This window comes from Corallococcus sp. BB11-1 (assembly GCF_026626625.1).
Taxonomy (GTDB): Bacteria; Myxococcota; Myxococcia; order Myxococcales; family Myxococcaceae; genus Corallococcus; species Corallococcus soli.
The window spans coordinates 42512-66855 of the sequence record NZ_JAPNJY010000007.1; the positions used below are offsets into that span (position 1 = coordinate 42512).

At 70.4% G+C, this 24344-nt stretch carries 27 protein-coding genes; 11 read left to right on the forward strand and 16 right to left on the reverse strand.

Going from position 1 to position 24344, the window contains the following annotated elements:
* Positions 1-34: 34 nt before the first annotated feature.
* Positions 35-1039, reverse strand: a complete 1005-nt coding sequence (locus OV207_RS07180; protein WP_193347993.1) for an N-acetylornithine carbamoyltransferase — start codon at positions 1037-1039, stop codon at positions 35-37.
* A gap of 179 nt (positions 1040-1218) precedes the next feature.
* On the opposite strand from OV207_RS07180, the gene OV207_RS07185 reads away from it, so the two are divergent.
* Positions 1219-1638 carry an arginine repressor gene (locus OV207_RS07185; protein ID WP_193347994.1) on the forward strand — a complete coding sequence of 140 codons (420 nt, stop codon included), beginning with the start codon at positions 1219-1221 and terminating at the stop codon, positions 1636-1638.
* Here OV207_RS07185 and OV207_RS07190 read toward each other — a convergent pair.
* Together OV207_RS07190 and OV207_RS07195 are read right to left on the reverse strand one after the other, a co-directional pair.
* Complete coding sequence (locus OV207_RS07190; protein WP_267553728.1) at positions 1619-2143, reverse strand: 2'-5' RNA ligase family protein; 525 nt, start codon at positions 2141-2143, stop codon at positions 1619-1621. The two genes, OV207_RS07185 and OV207_RS07190, sit on opposite strands and share 20 nt — an antisense overlap.
* 39 nt (positions 2144-2182) lie before the next feature.
* Positions 2183-2887, reverse strand: a complete 705-nt coding sequence (locus OV207_RS07195) for an NADPH-dependent F420 reductase (protein WP_267553730.1) — start codon at positions 2885-2887, stop codon at positions 2183-2185.
* A 402-nt stretch (positions 2888-3289) separates the two neighbouring features.
* On the opposite strand from OV207_RS07195, the gene OV207_RS07200 reads away from it, so the two are divergent.
* The 3 genes from OV207_RS07200 to OV207_RS07210 are packed head-to-tail and all read left to right on the forward strand — an operon-like array spanning position 3290 to position 8101.
* A complete protein-coding gene (locus OV207_RS07200) occupies positions 3290-4180 on the forward strand; it encodes a hypothetical protein (protein ID WP_267553732.1) in 891 nt (296 codons plus the stop codon).
* A 9-nt stretch (positions 4181-4189) separates the two neighbouring features.
* Positions 4190-7327 (forward strand): serine/threonine-protein kinase, encoded by a 3138-nt coding sequence (locus tag OV207_RS07205; protein WP_267553733.1) that lies wholly within the window; start codon positions 4190-4192, stop codon positions 7325-7327.
* A gap of 36 nt (positions 7328-7363) precedes the next feature.
* On the forward strand, positions 7364-8101 hold the full coding sequence (locus tag OV207_RS07210) for a glutathione S-transferase N-terminal domain-containing protein (RefSeq protein ID WP_267553735.1): 738 nt from the start codon (positions 7364-7366) through the stop codon (positions 8099-8101).
* A gap of 82 nt (positions 8102-8183) precedes the next feature.
* Here OV207_RS07210 and clpB read toward each other — a convergent pair whose 3' ends face one another.
* Positions 8184-10811 carry an ATP-dependent chaperone ClpB gene (gene clpB, locus OV207_RS07215; RefSeq protein WP_267553737.1) on the reverse strand — a complete coding sequence of 876 codons (2628 nt, stop codon included), beginning with the start codon at positions 10809-10811 and terminating at the stop codon, positions 8184-8186.
* Between the two features lie 106 nt (positions 10812-10917).
* Here clpB and OV207_RS07220 point away from each other — a divergent pair, with 106 nt between their 5' ends.
* Positions 10918-11586 (forward strand): hypothetical protein, encoded by a 669-nt coding sequence (locus tag OV207_RS07220; RefSeq protein WP_267553742.1) that lies wholly within the window; start codon positions 10918-10920, stop codon positions 11584-11586.
* A gap of 70 nt (positions 11587-11656) precedes the next feature.
* Here OV207_RS07220 and OV207_RS07225 read toward each other — a convergent pair whose 3' ends face one another.
* The 3 genes from OV207_RS07225 to OV207_RS07235 are packed head-to-tail and all read right to left on the reverse strand — an operon-like array spanning position 11657 to position 12914.
* Positions 11657-12319, reverse strand: a complete 663-nt coding sequence (locus OV207_RS07225; RefSeq protein WP_267553743.1) for a hypothetical protein — start codon at positions 12317-12319, stop codon at positions 11657-11659.
* Positions 12316-12627, reverse strand: coding sequence for a DUF1844 domain-containing protein (locus tag OV207_RS07230; protein WP_193348002.1), 312 nt, complete (start codon positions 12625-12627; stop codon positions 12316-12318). Before OV207_RS07230 ends, OV207_RS07225 begins: the two co-directional genes overlap by 4 nt.
* Entirely contained in the window at positions 12624-12914 is a 291-nt protein-coding gene (locus OV207_RS07235; protein ID WP_267553746.1) for a hypothetical protein, read from the reverse strand. The genes OV207_RS07230 and OV207_RS07235 overlap by 4 nt, the downstream gene beginning before the upstream one ends.
* A gap of 93 nt (positions 12915-13007) precedes the next feature.
* On the opposite strand from OV207_RS07235, the gene thiE reads away from it, so the two are divergent.
* From thiE to OV207_RS07250, 3 genes are read left to right on the forward strand one after another with little or no spacing between them, the layout of a single operon-like run.
* Entirely contained in the window at positions 13008-13679 is a 672-nt protein-coding gene (thiE, locus tag OV207_RS07240; RefSeq protein WP_267553748.1) for a thiamine phosphate synthase, read from the forward strand.
* An 11-nt stretch (positions 13680-13690) separates the two neighbouring features.
* Entirely contained in the window at positions 13691-14458 is a 768-nt protein-coding gene (locus tag OV207_RS07245) for a gamma-glutamyl-gamma-aminobutyrate hydrolase family protein (RefSeq protein ID WP_193348005.1), read from the forward strand.
* On the forward strand, positions 14455-15195 hold the full coding sequence (locus OV207_RS07250; RefSeq protein ID WP_193348006.1) for a bifunctional hydroxymethylpyrimidine kinase/phosphomethylpyrimidine kinase: 741 nt from the start codon (positions 14455-14457) through the stop codon (positions 15193-15195). The genes OV207_RS07245 and OV207_RS07250 overlap by 4 nt, the downstream gene beginning before the upstream one ends.
* Positions 15196-15270: 75 nt before the next feature.
* Here the strand turns inward: OV207_RS07250 and dnaB are convergent, their stop codons facing one another.
* The 9 genes from dnaB to OV207_RS07295 form a co-directional block, all read right to left on the reverse strand.
* A complete protein-coding gene (gene dnaB, locus OV207_RS07255; RefSeq protein ID WP_267553751.1) occupies positions 15271-16665 on the reverse strand; it encodes a replicative DNA helicase in 1395 nt (464 codons plus the stop codon).
* Between the two features lie 218 nt (positions 16666-16883).
* Positions 16884-17327 (reverse strand): 50S ribosomal protein L9, encoded by a 444-nt coding sequence (gene rplI, locus OV207_RS07260; protein ID WP_193348008.1) that lies wholly within the window; start codon positions 17325-17327, stop codon positions 16884-16886.
* 26 nt (positions 17328-17353) lie between these two features.
* Complete coding sequence (gene rpsR, locus OV207_RS07265) at positions 17354-17755, reverse strand: 30S ribosomal protein S18 (protein WP_193348009.1); 402 nt, start codon at positions 17753-17755, stop codon at positions 17354-17356.
* 48 nt (positions 17756-17803) lie between these two features.
* Complete coding sequence (rpsF, locus tag OV207_RS07270) at positions 17804-18289, reverse strand: 30S ribosomal protein S6 (RefSeq protein ID WP_120538060.1); 486 nt, start codon at positions 18287-18289, stop codon at positions 17804-17806.
* A 244-nt stretch (positions 18290-18533) separates the two neighbouring features.
* The gene (gene pth / locus OV207_RS07275) at positions 18534-19109 is read right to left on the reverse strand and encodes an aminoacyl-tRNA hydrolase (protein WP_193348010.1); all 576 of its coding nucleotides are present in this window, start codon (positions 19107-19109) and stop codon (positions 18534-18536) included.
* A 78-nt stretch (positions 19110-19187) separates the two neighbouring features.
* Positions 19188-19868 carry a 50S ribosomal protein L25/general stress protein Ctc gene (locus OV207_RS07280; RefSeq protein ID WP_193348011.1) on the reverse strand — a complete coding sequence of 227 codons (681 nt, stop codon included), beginning with the start codon at positions 19866-19868 and terminating at the stop codon, positions 19188-19190.
* Between the two features lie 294 nt (positions 19869-20162).
* Positions 20163-21113, reverse strand: coding sequence for a ribose-phosphate pyrophosphokinase (locus OV207_RS07285; RefSeq protein WP_193348012.1), 951 nt, complete (start codon positions 21111-21113; stop codon positions 20163-20165).
* 42 nt (positions 21114-21155) lie between these two features.
* Entirely contained in the window at positions 21156-21455 is a 300-nt protein-coding gene (gene spoVG / locus OV207_RS07290) for a septation regulator SpoVG (protein ID WP_193348013.1), read from the reverse strand.
* A gap of 114 nt (positions 21456-21569) precedes the next feature.
* A complete protein-coding gene (locus OV207_RS07295; protein ID WP_193348233.1) occupies positions 21570-21920 on the reverse strand; it encodes a DUF5658 family protein in 351 nt (116 codons plus the stop codon).
* A gap of 216 nt (positions 21921-22136) precedes the next feature.
* Between OV207_RS07295 and OV207_RS07300 the strand changes: the two genes are divergently transcribed.
* The 3 genes from OV207_RS07300 to hpt all read left to right on the forward strand — a co-directional run bounded on the left by OV207_RS07300 (position 22137) and on the right by hpt (position 24167).
* Positions 22137-22736, forward strand: a complete 600-nt coding sequence (locus OV207_RS07300) for a thymidine kinase (protein WP_193348014.1) — start codon at positions 22137-22139, stop codon at positions 22734-22736.
* A gap of 65 nt (positions 22737-22801) precedes the next feature.
* Positions 22802-23617, forward strand: coding sequence for a uracil phosphoribosyltransferase (locus OV207_RS07305; protein WP_193348015.1), 816 nt, complete (start codon positions 22802-22804; stop codon positions 23615-23617).
* A 16-nt stretch (positions 23618-23633) separates the two neighbouring features.
* Positions 23634-24167, forward strand: coding sequence for a hypoxanthine phosphoribosyltransferase (hpt, locus tag OV207_RS07310; protein ID WP_193348016.1), 534 nt, complete (start codon positions 23634-23636; stop codon positions 24165-24167).
* Positions 24168-24344: the final 177 nt, after the last annotated feature.

Consider the following 24344-nt stretch of genomic DNA (forward strand, 5'->3'; position numbering starts at 1 on the left):
GGAGTGGAAGGGGAGGGCGGTGGGGCGTGGGACTTCAGCCGCCGCGCATCCAGGCCAGCAGGGCGCGCTGCACGTGGTAGCGGTTGCCCGCCTCGTCCACGACGCGGCTGCTCGCGTGATCCAGCACGTCGTCCGCGACCTCCACGTTGCGCCGCACCGGCAGGCAGTGCAGGAACGCGGCGTCCTTGGAGGCCTTCGCCATGTGCCGCCGCGTGGGCATCCACCCGGAGTACGACGCGAGCAGCGCCGCCACGTCCGCGGGCGAGTTCGCCGTCGCCGCGGTGGGACCCCAGGACTTCGCGTACACCGCGCGGCTGCCGACCAGCGCCTCGTCCTGGTCGTGCGTGTAGGTGATGCTGCCGCCGGTGGCCTTCGCGTACGCCTCCGCCTCCGCGCGCACGGCGGGGTGCAGGTCGAAGCCCGGAGGATGCGCCACGCGCACCTCGCAGCCCGCCGCCGCCGCGGACAGCAGGAACGAGTTGGGCACCGCCTTGGGCAGCGGCTTGATGTGCGGCGCCCAGGTGAGCGTCACCGGGAGCTTCTTCGTCGTGCCGAACGTCTCACGCAGCGTCAGCGCGTCCGCCAGGCCCTGGCAGGGGTGCTCGCGCGCGGACTCCATGCTCACCACCGGCACGGTGGCCCACTTGCGAAAGGCGTTGATGACGGGGTCCGCCTCGTCCTCCTCGTCGCCGCCCCCCTGGGAGAAGGTGCGGATGCCCAGCATGTCCACGAAGCGCGACAGCACCGGCGAGGCTTCCTTGATGTGCTCCGCCCGGTCCGTGTTCATCACCGCGCCCGGGCGGTCCTCCAGCTTCCACACGCCAGAGCCCACGTCGAGCACGATGGCGTGACCACCCGCGCGCAGCATCACCGCCTCGAACGAGGTGCGCGTGCGCAGCGACGGATTGAAGAACACCATGCCCAGGATCTTCCCGGGGAACAGCGCCCCGGGGTCCTTCTGCTTCCACGCGGCCGCCTGCGAGAGGACCGCCTCGACGCCTTCCGGCCCCAGGTCCTGGATGCGGGTGACATGCTTCATGGGCTTCGTGCTCCCCCGGCCGCGCCGGATGGGTGGGGATCACTGAATATGCACAAAAATGCGTGCATATTCAGCAAGGAGGCGCGGATATTATGCAGAACGGCGCAGCGCGCAAGAACATTCTTGGGGATTTTCATGCGACTTGCGTGCGTATTCATGCGCATGCAAGGTGGCGGTGAATGAACCTGGACGAGGCCATCCTTCAGCTCATCTCCCGGCAGGAGATCACCGATCAGGCCGTGCTCCAGGAGCTGCTGGAGGCGGCGGGGCACGCGCCCAGCCAGTCCACGCTGTCGCGGCGGCTCAAGAAGTTGAGCGTGCAGAAGGTGAACGGCCGCTATCAGCGCACGGAGGCGCCGCCGGTGGTCGCGGCCATCGCGCCGCGCGTGGCCATCATCGAGGCGCCGCCCAACATGCTGGTGCTGAAGACGGCGCCCGGCTACGCGCAGATCTTCGGGGTGGCGTTGGACCGTGAGGAGGTGGCGGGCCTGGCGGGCACGGTGGCCGGCGACGACACCATCTTCATCGCGGTGAGGGATCCGTCGCTGCTCCAGGCGGTGCGCACGGCGGTGGAGCAGCTCATCCTGCGAGGCCCGTGAAGGGCACGCGGCGCACCCGCTCCCACGGGCCGCCCAGGTAGCGCCACAGCAGCAGCGCGGGCGCATGTCCGTCGAAGGAGGCCCAGCCCGTGGAGAGCTCCGCGAAGGCGGCCGTGGCCTCCTCCGGCGTGGCCTTGTTCATCAGCGTGACGTGGGGCCGGAAGGGCTGCTGGTCCTGCGGCGTGAGCCACCGCGCGAAGGCGCGTGACAGCTCCTGGTGGACGGCGCCCAGGCCTGGCGCCTCCACGTCCACCGCCATGCCCCGGCCCAGCCGGCGCAGCCTTCCGAAGTGGAGCGTGGGGGCGGCGCGTCCGGCGGCGGCTTCGAGCGCGGCCTCCACGCTCATGTGTTCGCGGGGCGGCAGGTGGTGGAAGAGGGAGACGTGCGCGGGGATGAGGTTGCGCTCGGGCGGGAAGTACCGACGGCGCAGCCCGTCCAGGCGCGCGAAGCTCTCCGGATCCGCTTCGGCGGTGATGAGCAGCGGGGCTTCGGTGGACGGGGACATGGGTGGACACTCACGGCGACCGGAGCCCTGCTGGCCCGCTCAGTCCTTCTGCTGCGATGCGAAGAACTGCTTCACCGAGTCATCGGCGGCTTCGCGGTAGTTCGGGATGCGGGCGCGGTCGGCTTCGGCGAGCGCCTGCTTCATGCGCGCCGCATCGAAGTCATGGCAGTAGCACGGCGTTCCCGGCTGCTGGCGCCAGGAGTCCGCGAGGCCCCCAGCGTCGACGGGGTCGAAGCCGAGCTCGTCCACGAACTGGAGCACCTTTGCCCGCGCCTCCGGGGGATCGCCCGCGACGGACAGGGAGATGCGGCCCGGCGTGCCCCGGGGCGCGGCCTTCTCCAGGAGGCTCTTGAAGTAGATGTTGTTGAAGGCCTTGATGACCGGCCGGCCGAGCTGCTTCGCGACCCACTCACTCTCCAGCATGCCGCCGTTGATCTCCGCGATGTCGCCATCCCGGGCGGGGTAGTAGTTGCCCGTGTCGATGACGACGACCTCCTTCGGCACGCTCGCGAAGAGGTCCTTCGGCAGGTCGCGGATCGCCTTCTCGGGGATCGACACGACGACGACCTCCACGCCCTTCACCGCGTCGGTGAGGGTGACGGCCTTCGCGCCCGTCTCCGCCGCTAAGTCCCGCAGCGTCTCCGGCCCGCGCGAGTTCGCGATCACCACCTCATGCCCCAGCTTGACCCAGTGCCGGGCGAGGGTTCCACCAATGAAGCCGGCGCCAATGATTCCAATCTTCATGTCGCGATTCCTCCAGGGAGCGCTCCCTTAACGCCCTCGCCGGTCCGCGCCCCGCCCATCGCCAGGGCCACGCACCCCCTGTCGGGTTTCGTAACTTCGGCGAGCGGGTGTCATCACCGGACGCACCAGGGCGGCTCGACCCCAGCGTCCGCGGCGTCTTCCCGCCCCGGTGGCGCCTGTCGCCGGGAGGCCCCGGGCCGGCCGTGGCCGCATGCCCGGCGCCGCGAACCATGGCGACCTTGCAGGTAGGGTTTCATGGAAGCCACCTCAATGGACCCGGGCCGGTGCCCCTGCGTGGAGCGGACAGTGTCCGTGACGGAGGAGGGCAGGGGGCTTCCGCCGTGTCCGACCCATTCGCTAACGTTCCGCGCCGGTCGGTCTTTGGGGGCCGACCGCGAGGCCATGTCGACCCACACTTCCGAACTGGTCGCTGCCTTCCTTGTAGGGGGCGCGCGGGCCTTGTCTCCCGACGAGGAGGTCGGGCTCGCGTCCGTGCTGACGGAGGTCATCGCGCGCTGTGAGCAGGCGTGGTCCGGTGCCTGGCTCAAGCCCGGGGACTTCGCCGCGCACCTGGGCCTGCACACGTCCAAGGAGGAGCCTCCCGCGAAGGCGCTGGCCTCGCTGTGCTGCGAGGACCTGTACCTGGCGCTGGCGGCGGTGGAGGGGCACCGGGCCGCCCTGGGGGCGCTGGAGGCCACCGCGCTGGTTCCCGCCGGCCGCGCGGTGCGCCGCGTGGAGGACTCGAACGCGTTCGTGGACGAGGTGCTCCAGCTCACCCGGCTGAGGCTCCTGGTGGAGGAGGGCTCCCAGGTGCCACGCCTCAAGACGTACGCGGGCCGGGGCTCGCTGCGTCGGTGGACGGAGGCCGTGGCGCTGGGCGTGGCGCTGTCGCTCAAGCGCCGGCCGGAGCGCACCAGCCCGCTGGACGACGGGGCGCTCGCCGTCGCGCTGGGAACGCAGGACCCGGAGTTGGAGCTCATCCGTCACCGCTACCGTCCGGCCTTCCGCGCCGCCTTCGCCGAAGCGCTGGCGGCCCTGTCCCCGCGCGACCGCAACCTGCTGCGCCTGGGGCTCGTGCAGGGCCTGGGCGTGGAGTCGCTGGGGGCGCTGCACCAGGTGCACGCCTCCACGGTGTCGCGGTGGATGGCGAAGGCCCGGGACTCGCTCCTGGAACACACCCGCGAGGGCCTGGCCCGGCGGCTCGCGTTGAACACCTCGCAGCTCGACAGCCTGTTGCGCGTCCTGGACGGCAGCCTGGAGGTCAGCATCGCGTCCCTCTTGAAGGAAGGCTGAAGGCCGTCCATGTCCGATTCCGCGTCCCACCTGGAGGAGGTCGAGCTGCTCGACCTCGCGGACGGCATCCCCTCACCGGCCCTGCGCTCGCGCGCGGAAGCGCACCTGGATGCGTGCCCGTCCTGCCGGGACGCCCTGGCGGAGTTCCTGCGCGTGCGTGCCGCGCCCGCGCCCGACGTGCACGCTGCGCGCACGGTGCTGCTCGTGTCGGAGTCTCCGGGCGCGCGCCTGTCCGCCTCGGGAATGCCGCTCATCGCGCAGGGCACTGTGCTGGGCCGCTACGTGGTGCTGGAGCGGCTGGGCGCGGGGGGGATGGGCGTCGTCCACGCGGCCTATGACCCAAGCCTCGACCGTCGCATCGGCCTGAAGCTCTTGCGCACGCTGCCCGAGGCTGACGGCACGGGGGGCATGACGGAGCGGTTGCTGCGCGAAGCCCAGGCCGCCGCGCGCACGCGCCACCCGCACGTCGTCACCGTGCACGACGTGGGCACGTTCGGCAGCGTGGTCTTCATCGCGATGGAGCTGGTGGAGGGCGGCACGCTGCGCCAGCACCTGCGGGCCTCCGAGCGCCCGTGGCGCGACGTCGTGCGGCTGTACCTCCAGGCGGGCAGGGGGCTCGCGGCGGCGCACGCGGCGGGCGTCGTGCACCGGGACTTCAAGCCGGACAACGTGCTCGTGGACAAGGAGGGGCGCGCCCGGGTGACGGACTTCGGGCTGGCGCGCGTGGAGTCCGCGACCGCCACGCCAGCGCCTTCAGGAGACACGCCCCGCATCGACGCCGGCACGGGTGACATCGTGTCCCCGAGCCTTCCGGCGGTGGTCACCACCGTCGCGGGCACGCCCGGCTACATCGCTCCGGAGGTGCTCGCGGGAGCCCCCGCGGACGCGCGCTCGGATCAATACGCCTTCTGCGTGTCGCTGTACGAAGGGCTGCACGGCCAGAAGCCGCCGTCGCCGGAGCAGGGAGGCCTGGCGAACCGGGGCGCCGTGCCCCGCGCCGTGCACGCGCTGCTCGTGCGGGGCCTGTCACCGGAGCCGGGCGCGCGGCACCCCTCCATGCCGGCCCTGCTCGACGCGCTGGAGCGCGCCGCCTTCCCCGCGTTCAGCAAGAAGGTGGCGGTCGCCGGGGTGGGCGCGGGCCTGCTCGCCGTCGCGGCCACCGTGTTCGTGGTGATGGGCGCGCCGCCCTGCGTGGAGGATTCGCCGCGGCTAGTGGGCGTCTGGGACGCGGACAGGAAGGCCGCGCTGCTCAAGGCCTTCCAGGCCACGGGAGCGCCGGGCGCGGTGGCCGCGCACGAGGCCGCCTCACGCGCGCTGGATGCGTATGCCGCGTCCTGGCACGACAGCCGCCGTCAGGCCTGCGAGGCCACGCGGGGACGCGGCAACCAGTCCGAGGCGGTGATGGACCTGCGGATGAACTGCCTGGAGCGCCGGCGCCGCGAGCTGGGGGCGCTCACGGACGTGCTCCTCACCGCGAACCGGGACGGCGTCGCGAGCGCCCCGGAGACGGTGCAGGCCCTGAGCCCCCTGTCCCGCTGCGCGGACGTGGAGGCGCTCTCGCAGCCGGTGCCCCCGCCGGAGCGCCCTGAAGTCGCGGCGCGCGTGAAGGCCGCCTACGCGAAGCTCGACGAGGCGCGCGCCCGCCTGCGCGCGGACCGGTGGCAGGAGGCCGTGGACCGCGTGGGCCCCGTCGTCACCGAGGCGGAGGCGCTCGGCTACAAGCCGCTCCTGGGCGAGGCCCTGCTCGTCGAAGGCGAGGCGCGCGCCATGCTGCGCGACGAGGCGGCCACCGCGACGCTGCGCCGCGCGATGCTGGCGTCGCTCGCGGGCCGCGACGACCTGCACGCCACCGAGGCCGTGGTGCAGCAGGTCTACGTTGACGCTGAGGTCGCCCAGCGTCCGGAGCAGGCGAAGCTCCACGCCGAGCAGGCCCAGGCCCTGCTGGAGCGCGCGGGAGGCAACGCGGAGCTGGAGGCGCGGCTGCTCGAGTCCCAGGCCAGCTCGCTCGTGCAGCAGGCCCGCGCCGCCGAGGCGTTGCCCCTCCTCCAGCGGTCCCAGTCCCTCCAGGAGCGGCTGTACGGCAAGGACTCCCCGCGGCTGGCCCGGGGGCTGCTGCTGCTGTCGTCGGCCCTGCGGAAGATGGGGCGGAGCGAAGAGGCGCTCGTGCACAACCAGCGCACGCAGGCCCTGCTCGAAGCGGCCTATGGCCCGGACCATCCCAAGGTCGCGATGGTGCTCAACAACCGGGGCAGCACGCTGATGGAGCTGCGCCGCTACACGGAGGCGCGCGACTGCTTCCAGCAGGGCCTCGCCCGCTACGAGCGCATGTTCGGCCCGGGCCAGCCGGTGCGCTACGTCCTCGGCCTGCGCGCGAACCTGGGCGCGGTGGTCTTCACCCTGGGCCTCTACGCGGAGGCGGAGCGGCAGCTGCGCGAGGCCCTGACCCTGTCCCAGGCGCAATTCCCTCCAGGCTCCACCTACCGCGTGCGCACGGGCAACAACCTGGCCCTGGCGATCATCAACCAGGGCCGCATGGCGGAGGCGCTCACGCTGCTCGATGCGCTGGAGGCGGAGCGGGAGGCGGCGACCCTGGATGGGCGCAAGGATCCCATTTTCGCCCAGCCGCCGCTGAACGCGACGGAGGTCCACCTGCGCATGGGCCGGCCGGACCTGGCCGTCGCGTCCGCGAAGCGCGCGGTGGCCATCCTCCGGGACATGGGCGCGGAGGCCGACCTGGGCTACGCCCTGCGCAACCTGGCCAGTACGCTCGCACGGGCAGGGCAGCTCTCCGAGGGCTGGCGCGCGGCCCAGGAGGCCCTGGCCCTGCACCAGAAGCTCGCGGGGGCGACCGCGCCGCCGTACCCCGAACTGGGGCAGACGCTGGGAGAGCTGGCCCTGGAGCGCGGCGACGCGGACGGTGCCTGCGGGTGGCTGGGCGAGGCCCTGGCGCAGTGGGAGAAGACGGAGGCGCCGCCCCTGGAGCTGGCCGTCATCCGCTTCACCCTGGCGCTCGCCCTGCGCAAGGCCCACCGCGAGCCGGAGCGGGCCCGGGCCCTGGTGACCGCCGCCCGCGACGCCGTGCTCCCCACCCCGGAGCCCCGCGTGCTGCGGCTGTCCGAACTGGAGGCCTTCCTGCGCGAGCGGTGAAGACCGCCGCCGGGGGCTGCTAGGGTCGCGGTCCCTATGCGAACCCTCGTCGGACTGACGGCCTCGGGCTGGACGGAGAAGGCCCGGTGGGCCCTGGATCACCACCGCGTCGCCTACCGCTTCCACGACTACATCCCGCTCATCCAGGAGCGCTGGCTGCGCAAGCAGGTGGCCCCCGGCACGAAGGGCTCGGTGCCGCTGCTCGTCGATCCGCCCGGCGCCGCCGTCCAGGGCTCCTTCGCCATCGCGAAGCGCGCGGAGGAGCTGGGGCAGGGCGCTCCGCTCTTCCCCCAGGAGCACCTGGCGGCCATCACCCGCTGGAACGACACCAGCGAGCAGGTGCTGGACGTGGCGCGCACCTACGCGATGCCGCGCATGCTCGCGAGCACCGGGGCCCAGGCCGAAGCGCTGCCGAAGTTCGTGCCGGGCTGGCTGCGCCGGCTGTCCGCGCCCACCGCCCGCCTGGGCATGCGCTACGTCATGAGCAAGCACCAGGTGCCCGTCAGCACCGAGGACGCCATCGAGGCCACCGTCGTCCCCGCCTACGAGCGGCTGCGCGCGGCGCTGGGCGGCCGGCCCTACCTGGAGGGCGTCTTCACCTACGCGGACATCACCGCCGCGGTGATGCTCGTGCTCGCGCGCCCCGTGGACGACCGCCACCTGCCGCTGGGCCCCGCCACGCGCGAGGTGTGGACCCACGCGGGCCTCGCCGCGCGCTTCCCGGACCTCATCGCCTGGCGCGACGCGCTCTACGACAAGCACCGCCGCACCTGACGCCAGGCCAAAAGCAGACGGGCTGCCTCCCGGCAAGGGGAAGGCAGCCCGTCCCGGGCTTCAGGCGCGCGTGGGGCGCGTCTCAGTCCGCCGCGGGCTTCACGCCCTTGGCGTTGTCCACCAGCACCTTGGCGAAGGTGAGCCCGTCGGGGCCCGCATCCGCCTGGATGGTCTCTCCCGGTGCGAACTCGCCGCTCAGGACCTTGAGCGCGAGCGGATCCAACAGGTACTTCTGCACGGCCCGCTTCAGCGGCCGGGCGCCGTACGTCGGGTCGTACCCGCGCTCGGCCAGGAGCTCCCGCGCGTTGTCCGTGAGGTCCAACGCCAGGCGCTTGCCCTGGAGCAGCTTCTGGAGCTTCGCCAACTGGATGTCGACGATGCGGTAGATGTCCTTGCGCCGCAGCGGTTCGAAGATGACGACCTCGTCCACGCGGTTGAGGAACTCCGGACGGAAGTGCCCGCGCAGCGCGTCCATCACCTCGCCGCGCGTCTTCTCGTTGAGCACCTCCGTGCCCGCCATGCCGTCCTGGATGGCCTGCGAGCCGATGTTCGACGTGAGGATGAGCACCGTGTTGCGGAAGTCCACCGTGCGGCCCTGGCTGTCCGTCACCCGGCCCTCATCCAGGATCTGGAGCAGGATGTTGAACACGTCGTGGTGCGCCTTCTCGATTTCGTCGAAGAGCACCACCGTGTACGGCCTGCGGCGCACGGCCTCCGTGAGCTGGCCGCCCTCCTCGTAGCCCACGTAGCCCGGGGGCGCGCCGACGAGCCGCGACACCGCGTGCTTCTCCATGTACTCGGACATGTCGATGCGGACCATCGCCGTGTCGTCGTCGAAGAGGAACTCCGCCAGCGCCTTCGCCGTCTCCGTCTTGCCCACGCCCGTGGGGCCCAGGAAGATGAACGAGCCGATGGGCCGGTTCGGATCCTGCAACCCGCTGCGCGCGCGGCGCACGGCGTTGGACACGGCCTCAATGGCGCTGCGCTGGCCAATCACGCGCTGCGCGAGCCGGTCCTCCATGTGCACCAGCTTCTGCATCTCGCCTTCCAGCAGCTTGGAGACGGGGATGCCCGTCCACTTGGCCACCACGGAGGCGATGTCCTCGGAGTCCACTTCCTCCTTGAGGAACTTCTGGTGCTTCTGCAGCTCCGCCAGCTTCGCGTTCTGCGCCGCGACCTCCTTCTCCAGGCCCGGGATGACGCCGAACTTCAGCTCCGCGGCGCGGTTCAGGTCGCCCTGACGCTCCGCCGCGGCCTGATCGTTGCGCGCCTTCTCCTGCTTCTCCTTGAGCGTGCGCAGCGCGGCGATGGACTTCTTCTCCTCGTCCCAGTGCGCCTTGAGCGTGTTGAACTTCTCGTTGAGGTTCGCCAGCTCCTTCTCGATGTGGGCCAGGCGCTCGCGCGAGTGCGGATCCGTCTCCTTGCGCAGGCCCTCGCGCTCGATTTCGAGCTGCGTCACCTTGCGGCGGATGTCGTCGATCTCCGTGGGCATGGAGTCGATTTCGATGCGCAGGCGGCTGGAGGCCTCATCCACCAGGTCGATGGCCTTGTCCGGCAGGAAGCGGTCCGCGATGTAGCGGTGGCTGAGCGTGGCCGCGGCGACGAGCGCGCTGTCCTGGATGCGCACGCCGTGGTGGACCTCGTAGCGCTCCTTCAGGCCGCGCAGGATGCTGATGGTGTCATGCACGGACGGCTCGCCCACGAACACCGGCTGGAAGCGGCGCTCCAGCGCGGCGTCCTTCTCAATGTGCTTGCGGTACTCGTCCAGCGTCGTCGCGCCAATGCAGTGCAGCTCCCCGCGCGCGAGCGCCGGCTTGAGCATGTTGCCCGCGTCCATGGCGCCCTCGGCCTTCCCGGCGCCCACGAGCGTGTGCATCTCGTCGATGAAGAGGACGATCTCCCCGGCGGCGTCGGACACCTCCTTGAGGACGGCCTTCAGGCGCTCCTCGAACTCGCCGCGGTACTTCGCGCCGGCCACCATCGCGCCCAGGTCCAGGGTGATGAGGCGCTTGTTCTTCAGGCCCTCCGGCACGTCGCCGTCCACGATGCGTCGGGCCAGACCCTCCGCGATGGCCGTCTTGCCCACGCCCGGCTCACCGATGAGGACGGGGTTGTTCTTGGTGCGGCGGCTGAGCACCTGGATGCAGCGACGGATCTCCTCGTCGCGGCCGATGACGGGATCCAGCTTCCCGGCGCGCGCGGCCTCCGTGAGGTCGCGGCCGTACTTCTCCAGCGCCTGGTAGGTGGACTCCGCGTCCGCGCTCGTCACGCGGCCGGACCCCCGCACCTCCTTGAGGCCCGCCTGCACGCGCTCGCGCGTCACGCCCGAGGACTTCATCGCCTCGCCCACCGCGCCCTTGTCCTGCGTGAGCGCCAGGAGCAGGTGTTCGGAGGAGGTGAACTCGTCCTTGAGCGCCTTGGCCTCGTCCTCGGCCTTGTCGAACGTCTTCATCAGGCGCTGGCTGAGCATGGCGCTCTCGCCGCCCTGCATGCGCGGCAGTTTCTGCAGCGCGTCACCGAGCCGGCCGGCGAACAGCTTCACGTCCACGCCAATCTTGCGCAGCAGGGGTTCGACGAGGCCGTCCTTCTGACCCAGGAGCGCCGTGGCCAGGTGCTCCGGTTCGTAGTGGGGATTGTCGGCCCGGCGGGCGAGGGACTGACCCTCCTGGATCGCCTCCTGTGCCTTCACCGTATATTTGTCGAGTCGCATGCCTTGAACGTAAGAGCCGGGACCCCCTTGGCAAGACGACACTCGCCGTACGGCTTCCGATTTCCACGGAATACTTTGAGCCGCTGGAAGCAGCCGGGTTTTCGTGGTGACGAAGTTGCCAGCGGGTGGGGGGGTCGGTTATAGGCGGCGCCCATCACTGGGGGCTTCACTGGACGCGCACGGCGGCTATCTCGTTCGACTCGACACCTTCTCCGGGCTGGCGCTGGTGCGTCTGGCCCGGGAGGCCCTGTCGATGGACAGCGCCCCGGGAGCCACGGCCCTGCGCGTCACCATCAACCGCCGCCGCAAGGTGGTGCGCCTGGCCTTCCTGGGGCCGTTCTCCCAGGGACGGCAGGGGGCCCACTGGTACGCGGCCCACCACGCGCTCGCCCGGCTGCTGTCCGCCGCCGCCAACGCCACCGTGCACGCCTACGTGTACGACGCGGACGAGGGCGAGGAGGTCATCGCCTACGGCAACGGCCGGCGCGTGGGGGGGGAGCGGGTGGTGTACGAGGAGGCGGAGCTGCCGTGCCCCCTGGATGAGGTGGACGACGAGGTCTTCACCCGCCTCCAGTCGCGCTGGCCCATGGGGCATCTGGCGTACGTGTTCGGCCTCACCCGGGATGAGCTGCTGCGCATCCCCAAGGCCCCCCTGGCCCGCGTGGTGCCCCTGGAGGGCACGGACGCCGCCGCGGAGGCGGACGCGATGGCGGCCCTGGAGTCGCTGCTGCTGGGCCCCGCCCAGCCCCCCCGCGCCGAGTCGGACGCGGGCTGAAGCCCGCCGAACGGCGCCGCGCTGCGTCAGCCGCCTGCCTCCGTCCGGGGTCGCACCCGCACGGTGGGTCTCAGGGGTCTTCGGGGGTTCCGTCCAGCGTGACGATGGCGTCGCGCACGCCCTCGCTGCGGAAGTACTGGGCGAGCAGGACGAAGCCGCCGGCCACGAGCGCGGTGGGCACCACGGAGGTGGCCATCAGCAGGTAGGGCACCAGCGGGAGCAGGTCCGCTGCGATGGGATCCTGGAACTCGGGCAGGGCCTTGAAGCCCTCCACCATGACGCCGCTGGTGCGCTGGGCCACCACGGTCCACTGGGCCCCGTCGATGGTGCGCAGCACGGCGGCGAAGATGCCCGCGGTGCCAATCAGCTGCCGGAAGCCGTCCCGGGGAATGCCGTCAGGGGCGCGCAGCAGGCGCCTGGAGGCGAAGAAGAGCAGGGTGCACACCAGCGTGAGCCCGGTGAGGACGACCACGCGCGGCTCGCGCACGTGCTCCATGGCGGACAGCTGCGTCTCCACGATGCGCTGGGTGAAGGCGGGGTCCTTGTTGCCGAGCAGGCCCAGCGTGGGCGCCTTCTCCAACTGGTGCGTGCGGTGCTTCTCGAACTCCAGCAGGACGGAGGCTTCGTTGCAGGACAGCACCCCCGTCAGGGCGGAGAGGACCAGGCAGATGGACGCGGCCCACCGCACGCCCCGGGGGAGCGCGCCCGGGCGGGTGACTTCAGGAGGCTTCACTTCCGGCTGGCCTCCACGTAGCGCAGGCGCAGGTCGGACAGGAGGCCGTCCACCAGCTTCTCCTCGTCGGCGGTGAGGTTGCCGCGCGTCTTCTCGCGGAGCATCGCCAACAGGTCCAGGTTCTGCCGGGCCGAGGGCAGGTCCCTCTCCACGCGGCCCGTGTCCGGGTTCGGCGCGCCGCCCAGGTGGATGAGGACGGCGGAACCCAGCCCGACGACGAAGGTGCTGAACGACAGGGACTCCTCGGAGGCGGGGCTCGCTTCCCCCGTCATCACGAAGGTCTCACCCCGCTTCTCCGAAGGGCTCATTCGGCCGCCTTGTCCTCGTCGTTGGAGCCTTCGGAGTCTTCCGCGTCGTCGACGTCATCCTCTTCGTCGTCCGCGTCATCCTCCTCGTCGTCCAGGTCGTCGTCCTCGTCGTCGTCCAGGTCGTCGACCTCGCCGTCCATCCGCGTGTCGATGGGAACGGCCTTGTCGGCCACGTCCGGCAGCTCCTCGAGGTGCTTCTTGACCGCTTCCTCGACGGCCAGGTCGCCGCGCTGGTAGCGCTCCGTGGTGCGCTTGTCGAGGTGCTTCGGGTTGATGCCATCCGCCATGATTCAAATCCTCGGAATTGCTTGGAAAACAGCGCGCCACCTTATAGCAGGAGGGGCGCCTGTCAACGCCGCTGTCCCTGGCACCTGGAACCGATGAACGTCCCGCCCCGTCCCCCACTTCCCCACGGCCCGTACCTGCTGTGCGACGACAGCCTCCGCCCGGAGCTGTCCCTGGTGGAGAAGGCCGAGCGCCTGCTGGCCGGTGGCGCCCGGGTGCTGCAGCTTCGCATGAAGCACACGCCGCCCCGGGAGGCCCTGGCCGCGGCCCGGGCGGTGGTGGCCCGTTGCCGGCAGGCGGGCGCGCTGTGCCTGCTCAACGACCGGGTGGACCTGGCGCTCCTGGCGGACGCGCACGGGGTGCACGTGGGGGACGAGGACCTGCCCCCGGAGGCGGCGCGGGAGCTGCTGGGGCCCGGCCGGCTCGTGGGCGTCACCGCGCGGGGCACGCAAGGGGCCCGGGCGGCCCTGGCGGCCGGAGCGGACTACGTGGGCGTGGGGCCCCTGTTCGGCACCACGACGAAGCAGGTCCAGGCCCCGGTGCTGGGGCTGGAGGCGTTCAAGCGGGTGGTGGCGGAGAGCCCGCTGCCGGTGGTGGGCATTGGCGGGGTGGGGCTCGCCAACATCGCCCGGGTGGCGGCGACGGGGGCGCACGGCGCGGCGGTGGTGTCGGATGCCCTGCTTGCCCAGGACATCGCCGAGCGGGTGCGGCTGCTGGCGGAGGCCTTTGACAGGGGCGCCCGGGGGGCTAGCCTCGAAACAGGGTAGTACCGCCCACCATGAACCATCCGCCTCCGCGTCACCACGGGACGACCCCGCGCCGTCCCAACATCGGCCTCAGCCCTGACTGGGCCCAGCCGGCCGACTCCGCCTTCCCCCGCTACGAGCTGAAGGTGCCCTACGCGGAGGCGGTGCTGCGCGCGGGGGGCCTGCCCTTCGTGCTGCCCTACACGGATGACGCCTCCTGCGTGGACGCGTACCTGGAGCGCGTGTCGGGCATCGTCGTGACGGGGGGCGCGTTCGACATCCCCCCGTCCGCGTACGGCGAGGAGGTGCGCGAGGGCATGGGGCCGCTGAAGGAGGGGCGCACGGCCTTCGAGGCCCAGCTCATCCGGGGCGCGCTCAAGCGCAACCTGCCGGTGCTGGGCGTGTGCGGCGGCATGCAGCTGTTGTGCGTGGTGCTGGGCGGCACGCTGTTCCAGGACATCCTGCGGGAGGTGCCCGGCGCGCGCGACCACGAGCAGAAGCATGACCGGACCCAGCCGCAGCACCCGGTGGAGGTGAAGAACGGCACGCTGCTGGCGGAGGCGGTGGGCCACGGGCAGCTGATGGTGAACTCCACGCACCACCAGGCGGTGAACAAGCCGGGCACGGACGTGGTGGTGAGCGCGGTGTCGCCGGAGGGCGTGGTGGAGGCCATCGAGTCCACCGCGCACACCTTCGCGCTGGGCGTGCAGTGGCACCCGGAGCTGATGTTGAGCACCATCCCGGTGCACCTGGGCGTCTACAAGTCGCTGGTGCAGAAGGCGCGCGAGCACCGCCGGTGAGGCCGCGCGTCCTGCTGCTGGCGGGCCTGGAGCCCACGGGCAGGGCCGGGCTGCTGGCGGACGTCGCCGCGGTGCGCGCGCGCGGCGGCGACGCGGTGGCGGTGCCGTCGGCCCAGACGGCGCAGGGGACGCACACCTTCGCCGTGGTGCCCGCGGCGCCCCGCATGCTGACGGCGCAGGTGACCGCGGCGCGCGAGTGGGGCCCGCTGCACGCGGTGAAGTGGGGCGTGGTGCCCGGCCCGTCGCAGCTCGCCACCGCGCGGGCCGCGCTCAAGGGCACCGACGCGTGGTGGGTGGTGGATCCGGTGGTGCGCTCGTCGCGCGGCCAGGTGCTGTCGCGCCTGTCGCCCCGGCACTACCTGGCGCTGGCGGGTCCGCGCGTGGTGGTGACGCCCAACCTGGAGGAGGCGGCGTGGCTGCTGGGCCGGCCCCCGCTGGGCACGGTGGAGGAGGCGCAGGAGGCCGCGGAGGCCCTCTGCCGGGTGGGCTTTGGCGCGGTGCTGGTGAAGGGCGGGCACCTGCCGCAGGGCCAGGGCCTGGCGGACGTGCTGGCCTTCTCCGGCCGCACGCTGGTGATGCGGGGACGCCGGCTCAAGCGGCCCCCGGAGCGCCGGGGCACGGGCTGCCGGCTGGCGTCCGCGCTGGCGGCGGAGCTGGGCCGGGGCACGGGGCCGGAGGCCGCGGTGCGGGCCGCGCGCGAGCACGTCACGCGCTACCTGCGCACCGGCCGCGACTGACGCGAGCAGGGCAGGGCAGGGGGCTGAAGCCCGCGACCGGGGCGCGGTGAGCCGTGCCCCGGAACCGCCAGGAGGTCAGTCGCCCCGGGCGCGGCTCTCGAAGCGGGTGAACTCCGACAGGAACACCATGTCCACGGAGCCGATGGGGCCGTTTCGCTGCTTGGCGACGATGAGCTCCACGGGGATGACCGCGCCGCCTCCGCCACCACCACCACCACCGCCACCACCGCCGCCGCCCTCGCCGCCTTCGCCCTCGTCCTGATCCTCGCGGTGGATGAACATCACCACGTCGGCGTCCTGCTCGATGGAGCCGGACTCACGCAGGTCCGACAGCATGGGCTTGCCGCCCTTGCGCTCCTCCACCTTCCGGTTGAGCTGGCTGAGCGCGATGATGGGCACCGACAGCTCCTTGGCCAGCTGCTTGAGCGCACGGGAGATCTCCGCGACTTCCAGCTGGCGGCTCTCCACCTTGCCCTTTTGGTGCATGAGCTGGAGGTAGTCGATGACGATGAGCGACAGGCGCGGATCCTTCTGCTTCACGCGCCGCGCCTTGGCGCGCAGGTCGAACGGGGAGAGGCCGCCGGAGTCGTCGATGTAGATGGGCGCGTTGTAGAGCGCGCCCGCCATCTCCTGGAACTTCTCCTCGTCGTGCGGCGACAGCCGGCCGCCGCGCAGCTTCTTCATGTCCACGCGCGCCGTGGACGCGAGCAGACGCATGAGGAGCTGATCCGCGGGCATTTCCAGGCTGAAGATGCCGACCGCCTTGTCCTCCTTGAGCGCCGCGTGCACCGCGATGTTCATCGCGAGCGACGTCTTGCCGATGCCGGGACGCGCCGCGAGGATGATGAGCTCACCCGCATGCAGGCCGGTCAGCTGCATGTCCAGGTCGATGAAGCCCGTGGACAGGCCCGTCACACCCGTGGACGCGGCCTTCATCTTGTCCAGCAGGTCGAGCGTCTGCTCCATCAGCTCGCTGACGGGCCGCAGGTCGCCTTCGCGCTTCTTCTCCGCGAGCAGGAAGACCTTGCGCTCCGCCTCGTCGAGCAGGACCTCCAGTTCGCCCGTCTCCTGGCTGGCCAGGTCCTGGATCTCCCGGCCCACGTTGGCCAGGCGCCGGCGCAGCGCCTGATCCTTGACGATGTGGGCGTACTGCACGGCGTTGGCCGCCAGCGGGACGACCTGGTCCAACCCCATCAGGTACGCGGGGCCGCCCACCGCGACGAGCTGCCCGAGGATCTTCAGCTCCTCCGCGAGCGTCAGGTGGTCCACCTGCTTGCTCTGCGCGTCCAGCCGCATCATCGCGGCGAAGATCTGCGCGTGCGAGGGACTGGAGAAGTCATCCGAGTGGATGACCTCCGCCACGGGCGTGATGAGCCCGTTGTCCGCCAGCACGGCGCCGAGCACCGCGCGCTCCGCGGCGAGATCCTCATGGACCCGCCGACCTTCCCTACCGTCCAGGACGTTCTGCATGGCTGCTTGGAACCTCTACTGCCAGCGTCTGACACGTTCGGCGGAACGTCCAGTTTCCCGGCAACAGCCCTGTAGCAATGGGCGGGACCCGGACGCCCCGTGAAGGGGAATCACCGCAGGCCGCACCCGGCGGCCCTGGGCCTTGGGACAAAGCAAAAGGGCCGCCCGGCTTCCCGGACGGCCCCTTCGCTTGAAACGACGTCAGGTGAGGCGGTGGACTACTCGGCCACCACGTCGACCTTGATCTTCGCCGTCACTTCGCGGTGCAGGCGCAGCTCCACGTCGTAGCTGCCCAGCGACTTGATGGGCTCGGCCAGGTGCAGCTGGCGGCGGTCCACCTGCTGACCCTGGGAAGCGAGCGCCTCGGCGATGTCCAGCACCGTGACGGAGCCGAAGAGCTTGTCCTGCTCGCCGACCTTGCGCTTGATGGTGACCTTGACGGCGCCAAGCTTCTTGGCCTGCTCGTCGGCAACGCCCTTGAGCTTGGCGCTGCGAGCGGTCTGCACGGACTTCTCGTGCTCCAGCTGGCGCAGGTTCTGCTCGCTCGCCAGCACGGCCTTCTTGCGCGGCAGAAGGAAGTTCCGGCCGAAGCCGTCCTTCACCGTGACGAGCTCGCCGGACTTGCCGAGATTGTCGATGTCCTCACGCAGAATGAGCTTCATGTTCAGTCTCCTGGGGGACCCGGCGGCTAGCCGACGACCGCGTTGTAGGGGAGGAGCGCGATGCCACGGGCGCGCTTGATGGCGATCGCCACCTCACGCTGGTGCTTCGCGCAGTTGCCGGAGATGCGGCGGGGGATGATCTTGCCGCGCTCCGTGACGAAGTACTTCAGCGTCGCCTGGTCCTTGAAGTCCACCGACGCGTTCTTCTCCGCGCAGAACCGGCAGACCTTCTTGCGGCCGAAGCCACGACCACCACGCTTGTCGTCGTCGCCACCCATGCCGCCGCGGTCGCCACGATCGCCGCCGCGGTCGCCGCCGCGGTCACCACCACGGTCGCCACCGCGCGAACCGCCGCCGTAGCTACCGCCACCACCACCACCGGGGCCGCGGGAACCGCCAGCGCCCTTGCTATCCATGCCGTTGCTCATGAACGTTCTCGTTTCCTGGAAGGTTTGGGGAAGGACCCAAGAGGAGGCTTACGCCTCTTCGGGGGCATCCTCTTCCGCGTCGGGGCCAACGAAATCGGGGGCCTCGGCCGCACCACGGAAGCCGCCACCCTCGCGCTCCGCGGGGGCACCCGGACGGGTCTCCTCCACGTCACCGGCCAGCTTCAGGTCCTCGAGGACCGGACGCGTCTCCGGGTCCACCTCGTCCGCGATCTTCACGGAGATGTACCGGGTGACCTCGTCCAGGTTGCGCAGGTTGCGCTCGATCTCCGCCACCAGCTTGCCGCTGCCGAGGAAGCTCGTGTGGACGTAGATGGCGCGGGGCTGCTTGGCCACGGGGAACAGGGTCTTCTTCTTCCCCCACACCGTGAAGCGCAGCACCTTGCCCTGCTCGCGGTCGACGATGCCCCGGACGCGCTCCTTGAGCTTGTCCACGGCGTCATCGGTCAGGTCCGGCTTGACCAGGAAGATGGTCTCATACTCACGAAGCCGCTTGGCGGCCTGCGTCTCTGCCATGTTTCTCTCCCCTTGGGGTCGAGTGCCCCCCGGACCATCCGGGGAGCGGGGAAACGGTTGCTGGCCCTCGAAGGCCGCCACCGGGGACGGGGAAATCATGCGCGCCCGCCACCACCGCGCTTCTTCCCGTCCAACAACACGGGAGGAGGGGGCTTCTAAGTGGCCCCCCTCGCGAAAGTCAAGCAATGCCAGGGAAGGGGCCGTCCGGCCGGGCGCTTTCCCTGCCCGGGGGCGCGGCCGGCGATCAGGCCTTGCGGTTGTGGCGGTTCATCGCCGTGGACAGCCCGTCGCGCACCCAGCTCTCCGTCATGTCCGCCGCTCGGGCAATCAGCTCCTCCAGTTGGCGGCGCTCCCCGTCGTCGAAGTTGGAGAGCACGTAGCCGGACACCCGCTCCTTGGCGTTGGGGCCCTCCGGCTTTCCAATGCCCACCCGCACGCGGATGAAGGCGTCCGCGCCCAGGCAGGTCACCATGCTCTTGAGGCCATTGTGGCCGCCCGCGCCGCCGCCCGCCTTGAGCTGCAGCCGCCCGAAGGGCAGGTCCAGCTCGTCGTGGATGACGAGCACGTCCTGCACGTCCACCTTGTAGAAGCGCGCGGCCTCCGCGACGGAGCGGCCCGACAGGTTCATGAAGGTCTGCGGCTCCACGAAGAGGATGCGCTCGCCGCCCAGGCTCCCCTGGCCCACCCGCGCCTGGAACTTGTCCTGGGTGAGTTCCGCGCGAGCGCGGGCGAGCAGCGCGTCCACCACCATGAAGCCGATGTTGTGCCGGTGGCGCTCGTATTCGCGCCCGGGGTTGCCCAGCCCGCAGATGAGCTTCATGGAAGGCTCCGTAAAGACAGCGGGGCAGGCCCTTCAACAGGCCCGCCCCGCGAAGAAACAAGGAACGGTGGAGAAGGACTACTTCTTCGCCGGCGCCTTGGCCGCGGGGGCCTTCGCGTCGGCCGCCTTGGGGTCCGCCGCCTTGCCCGCCGCCGGGGCCGCGGCGGTGATGGCCGCCGGGGCCGCCGCTTCCGCCGCTTCCGGCGCCGAGAGGACCGCGATGGTGTAGTTGACGTTCGTCTTCACCGACACGCCCTCGGGCAGCTTCACGTCGTTGACGTGAATGGCCTCGGCGATGTTCAGGTTGCTGACGTCCACTTCAATCTGGAGCGGGATGGCGGTGGGGAGCGCCCAGACCTCCAGGTTGCGGCGGATCTGCGTGAGCAGACCGCCCTCGAGCACGCCCGGGGCCTTGCCCGTGAGCACGACGGGCAGGTTGACCTTCACCTGGTCCGTGTCGCGCACCGCGATGAAGTCCGCGTGCAGGATGTCCCGGGTGAGCGGGTCCATCTGGTAGTCCTTCAGCAGCACCTGCTCGCCGCCCGAGCCCAGCTTGATCTGGATCAGCGTGTTGAGCTTGTGCGGGGTGTTGATGGCCGTGCGGATGGCCTTGGGGTCCACGGAGATGTGCAGCGGCGTCTTCAGGTGCTTGCCGTAGACGACCGCGGGGATCTGGCCCTTCGCGCGCAGGCGGCGGGCGGCGCCCTTGCCGGAACCTTCACGCGTGGAGGCTTCGAGGGTGCTCTTGTCGGTGGCCATGGAGGAAGCTCTTTTCAGTGGGGACTGCGGGTGCGACCGGTTCGCCAGGGCGCCCTCGGCATCCCGCCCCCATGGCGGGCCCCGAAGACGGCGCCCGGGCCGTGAGGCCCGTGGAACCGGCAGAGGGGGCCGGACATGCCAGCCGGAGGGGGGCGGCGTCAAGCCGCCCGTCACCACCGGCCCGCGAGGGGCACTCCTCCTGGGGGGACGCCCTGACAGGCGCCCGGGGAGGGGCGCGGGGCGCGGCCTCCCGTCAGGAGGGAAGGGGGCGCTCCCGCGGGGGGCGCGCCGCCGTCAGACGAACAGCGAGCTCAGCGAGTCCGCGCGGTGGATGCGCGCGATGGCCTCTCCGAAGAGCGCGTCGGTGTGGAGCGCGCGGATCTTCGGGCAGGCGCTGGCGCTGGCGGAGAGCGGCACCGTGTCCGTGAAGACGACCTCTTCCAGCACGGAGTCGGTGATGCGCTGGATGGCGGGACCGGACAGGATGGGGTGGACGGCGTAGGCCAGCACCCGGCGCGCGCCCTTGTTCTTCAGCGCGGCGGCCGCCTGGGCCAGCGTGCCCGCGGTGTCCACCATGTCGTCCACCAGGATGGCGTCCTTGCCGCTCACGTCGCCAATGAGGTTCATCACCTCTGAGGCGTTCGCGCGCGGCCGGCGCTTGTCGATGATGGCCAGGCCCGTGTCCAGGCGCTTGGAGTAGGCGCGCGCGCGCTCCACGCCGCCCGCGTCCGGGCTGACGATGACGACGTCGCTCAGCTCCGGGAAGCGCTTGCGCATGTCGTCCAGGAACACCGGCGAGCCGTACAGGTGATCCGAGGGCATGTTGAAGAAGCCCTGGATCTGCCCCGCGTGCATGTCCATGGACACCACCCGGTTGACGCCCGCCACCTCCAGCATGTCCGCCACCAGCTTGGCGGTGATGGGGGTGCGCGCGGCCACCTTCCGGTCCTGCCGCGCGTAGCCATAGTAGGGCATCACGGCGGTGATGGAGCCGGCGCTCGCCCGCTTGAGCGCGTCGCACATGATGAGCAGCTCCATCAGGTGGTGGTTCGTCGGCGGGCAGGTGGACTGGACGATGAAGACGTCCTGTCCCCGCACGTTCTCGCCGATCTCCACGTGGATCTCCCCGTCGGAGAAGGTGTCCACGGTCGCCTTGCCCAACGGGCGCTGGAGATATTCGCAGATGCGATGCGCCAACGCCGGGTTCGAGTTCCCGGCGAACACCTTGAAGTCACGCTGCTGCATGGTGGCGCTGACTAACCCGTGCGAGCGTCGAAGGGAAGAAGCTTAGTCGAGTTCCGCAGCCACCGGAGCGAGCGTCCCGGTCTGCGCCTGGTGAAGGTGTCTCTCGTACTCAATGAGGATGACGCGCTCCATCTGGCTGCGCGTGTCCGCGTTCAACGGGTGGGCAATATCCTTGTACGTCCCGTCCTTCCGTTTTTTCGCGGGCATCGCGATGAAGAGCCCGGTGGAGCCGTGGATCACCTTCAAGTCGCGCACGACGAAGCAGTGATCCAGGGTGATGGTGACGTACGCCTTGAGCTTGTCCTCTTCGACCGGAAACACCCGGACGTCGGTGATGTTCATGGTCCCCCCCGAACCTGAAAGGCCCGAGCTATGGGGAAGCCTGGGACAGACGGGAGGTGAAAAGCAAGCACCCCCGACCCGACGCACCGGGTGACCGTTCACTGGACGGACGGCTCAAGCCCCGAAGGGCCAGTGACTCACCAGGTGGGCGAGGAACGCCAGGTGGTAGACGACGATGATGGCGTAGACCACGGCGCCCGCGCGGATGGCGATGCGGCTGGCCTTGAGCTTGCGGTGCAGGCACAGCAGGCACAGGCCCGCGTTCACGATGAGCAGCTTGGAGAACATGAACAGCAGCGGTGACTGCTCATAGGCCACGCGCATCACCGGGTTGAGCTCCTCCGCCACCCCCAGCTGCAGGAAGAGCAGGGTGAAGAGCCCGTCCAGCAGGTTCAGCATCAACAATCCCACCGACGCGGGCGACATGTAGAAAGAAGCACCCTGCGTCCACGACCCCACCTGCATCCCATTCGCCGTCGCCGCCACGCCCTACCCCCTGGTCCCGTCCATGCTGCCCGGGGGACTCCCTATTCAATTCGCTTGCCAAGTCTTCCGGGGCTTCCTGGAAGCAGCCGGGCAGGCAGGGGTGGATGGGGGGTTGGCAGGCCGGAAACGAAATTGACGGGAAGGGGTGGGTGCCCGAGATTGCCCCCGTTCCAGACCCTCCCCGACGAGCGCCCCTTGCATCAGTTTCCCAAAGATATCGGGTGGATAGAGGTCATCTGCGGCTCGATGTTCTCCGGCAAGACGGAGGAGTTGATCCGCCGCGTCAAGCGCGCGCTGTACGGCCGGCAGAAGGTCCGCGTGTTCAAGCCGCGCATCGACACCCGGTACGACGAGACGCAGGTGGTGAGCCACAGCCAGTTGAAATTGACGTCCGTCCCGGTGGAGAGGGCTGAAGAAATTTTCCGACACCTGCCCTCCGACATCCAGGTGGTGGGCATCGACGAGGTGCAGTTCTTTGGCGGAGAGGTGGTGCAGGTGTGCGAGGCGCTCGCCCAGCGGGGCGTGCGCGTCATCTGCGCGGGACTGGACCAGGACTACCAGGGCCGCCCCTTCGAACCGATGCCCCAGCTCATGGCGGTGGCGGAGTACGTCACGAAGGAGCTGGCCATCTGCGCGGTGTGTGGGAATCCGGCCAATCGCTCGCAGCGCATCATTGGAAGCGGGGAGCGGGTGGTGGTGGGCGCCGCGGGCGAATACGAGCCCCGGTGCCGCAAGTGTCACGTGCCCGAACCCACCGAAGCGAGCCCCCCGCAGACGCTGAAGCTGTTCGACTGAACCCCTGGCGGATGACCCCCGCGAGGGGGAGGTCCGCTGTTCTTTTCGCCTGGAGCTGAACCCCGATGCGGGACACCCTGTACGCGAACGTGCCGTTCCGGTTGAACGAGATGACCCACCACTATGGGCCCCACGTCCATCTGGTGGGCAATCCGTTTCTCCTGTCGCAGCTGGCCACGCTGTGCGCCAAGGGCACGCTCCAGCCGCAGATCAACCGGCTGGTGGAGCAGCTCTACGCGGACCTGGTGAAGACGGTCATCAACGCGGAGTTCCCGCGCAAGATGGTGACCATCCCCACGCGGATGATCGACTCCACGCCCCTGGGCATCTACCAGGGCGAGGTGGTGGACCCCCACCTGCGGGTGGTGACGGTGAACATCGCGCGGGCGGGCACGCTGCCGTCGCAGGTGACGTACGACTTGCTGAACTTCACGGTGGACCCGGCGCTCGTGCGTCAGGACCACATCATCATGAGCCGGATGATCGACGCGGCCCAGGCGGTGGTGGGCTCGGAGATTGGCGGCGCGAAGATTGGCGGCGACATCGACGATGCGTACGTGCTGTTCCCGGACCCCATGGGGGCCACGGGCGGCAGCCTGTCCACGGCGATTTCCCTCTACAAGACGAAGGTGCCCGGGACGCCCCGGCGCATCATCACGTTGAACCTCATCGTCACGCCGGAGTACCTGCGCCGGATGACGAAGGACCACCCGGACGTCATCATCTACGCGCTCCGGCTGGACCGGGGCCTGTCTCCGCCGGAGGTGTTCGGCACCGAGCCGGGCCTGCTCTGGGACAAGGAGCGGGGCCTGGATGACCGGCAGTACATCGTCCCCGGTGGCGGCGGCTTCGGGGAGATCATGAACAACGCCTACGTGTAGACCAAGGGAGTTCCCGGTGACGTTCCACGAGAAGGATGTCGACGTCCTCATCTCCGAGGAGGCCGTGCAGGCGCGCGTGAAGGAGCTGGGCGCGGCGATTACCCGCGACTACCAGGGCAAGGAGCTGACGCTCATCTGCGTGCTCAAGGGCTCCGCGTTCTTCACCATCGACCTGGCGAGGGCCATCGACCTGCCGCTCACGCTCGAGTTCCTGGGCGTGTCCAGCTACCACGGCGGCACGGAGACCACGGGCGAGGTGCGCATCACCACGGACGTGTCCAAGCCCATGGCGGGCAAGCACCTGCTCATCATCGAGGACATCATCGACACGGGGCTCACCATGAGCTTCCTGCTGGAGAACCTCCAGGCACGCCACCCCGCGTCGCTCAAGCTGTGCTCGCTCTTGGAGAAGCCCGCCCGCGCGCGCGCGAAGGTCAACATCGACTACAAGGGCTTCGTCATCGAGGACAAGTTCGTCGTCGGGTACGGCCTGGACTACGGCGAGAAGTACCGCAACCTTCCGTTCGTCGGGGTCTGGAAGAATCCCTGAGCCCGGGCGTCCAGCCCCGGAGGGTGGGGGCCTCAGGACGCCAGGGGCCCCACCCACGTGCCGCCGTCCGGCCGTGTGGAGCGCGCGCGCATGGTGGCGCGCGCGAGCATGCGCAGCATCTCCTGGGACACCCACCACGCCGCGGGACGGCTTGCGTTGCCCGGGAAGCCTCTTCCG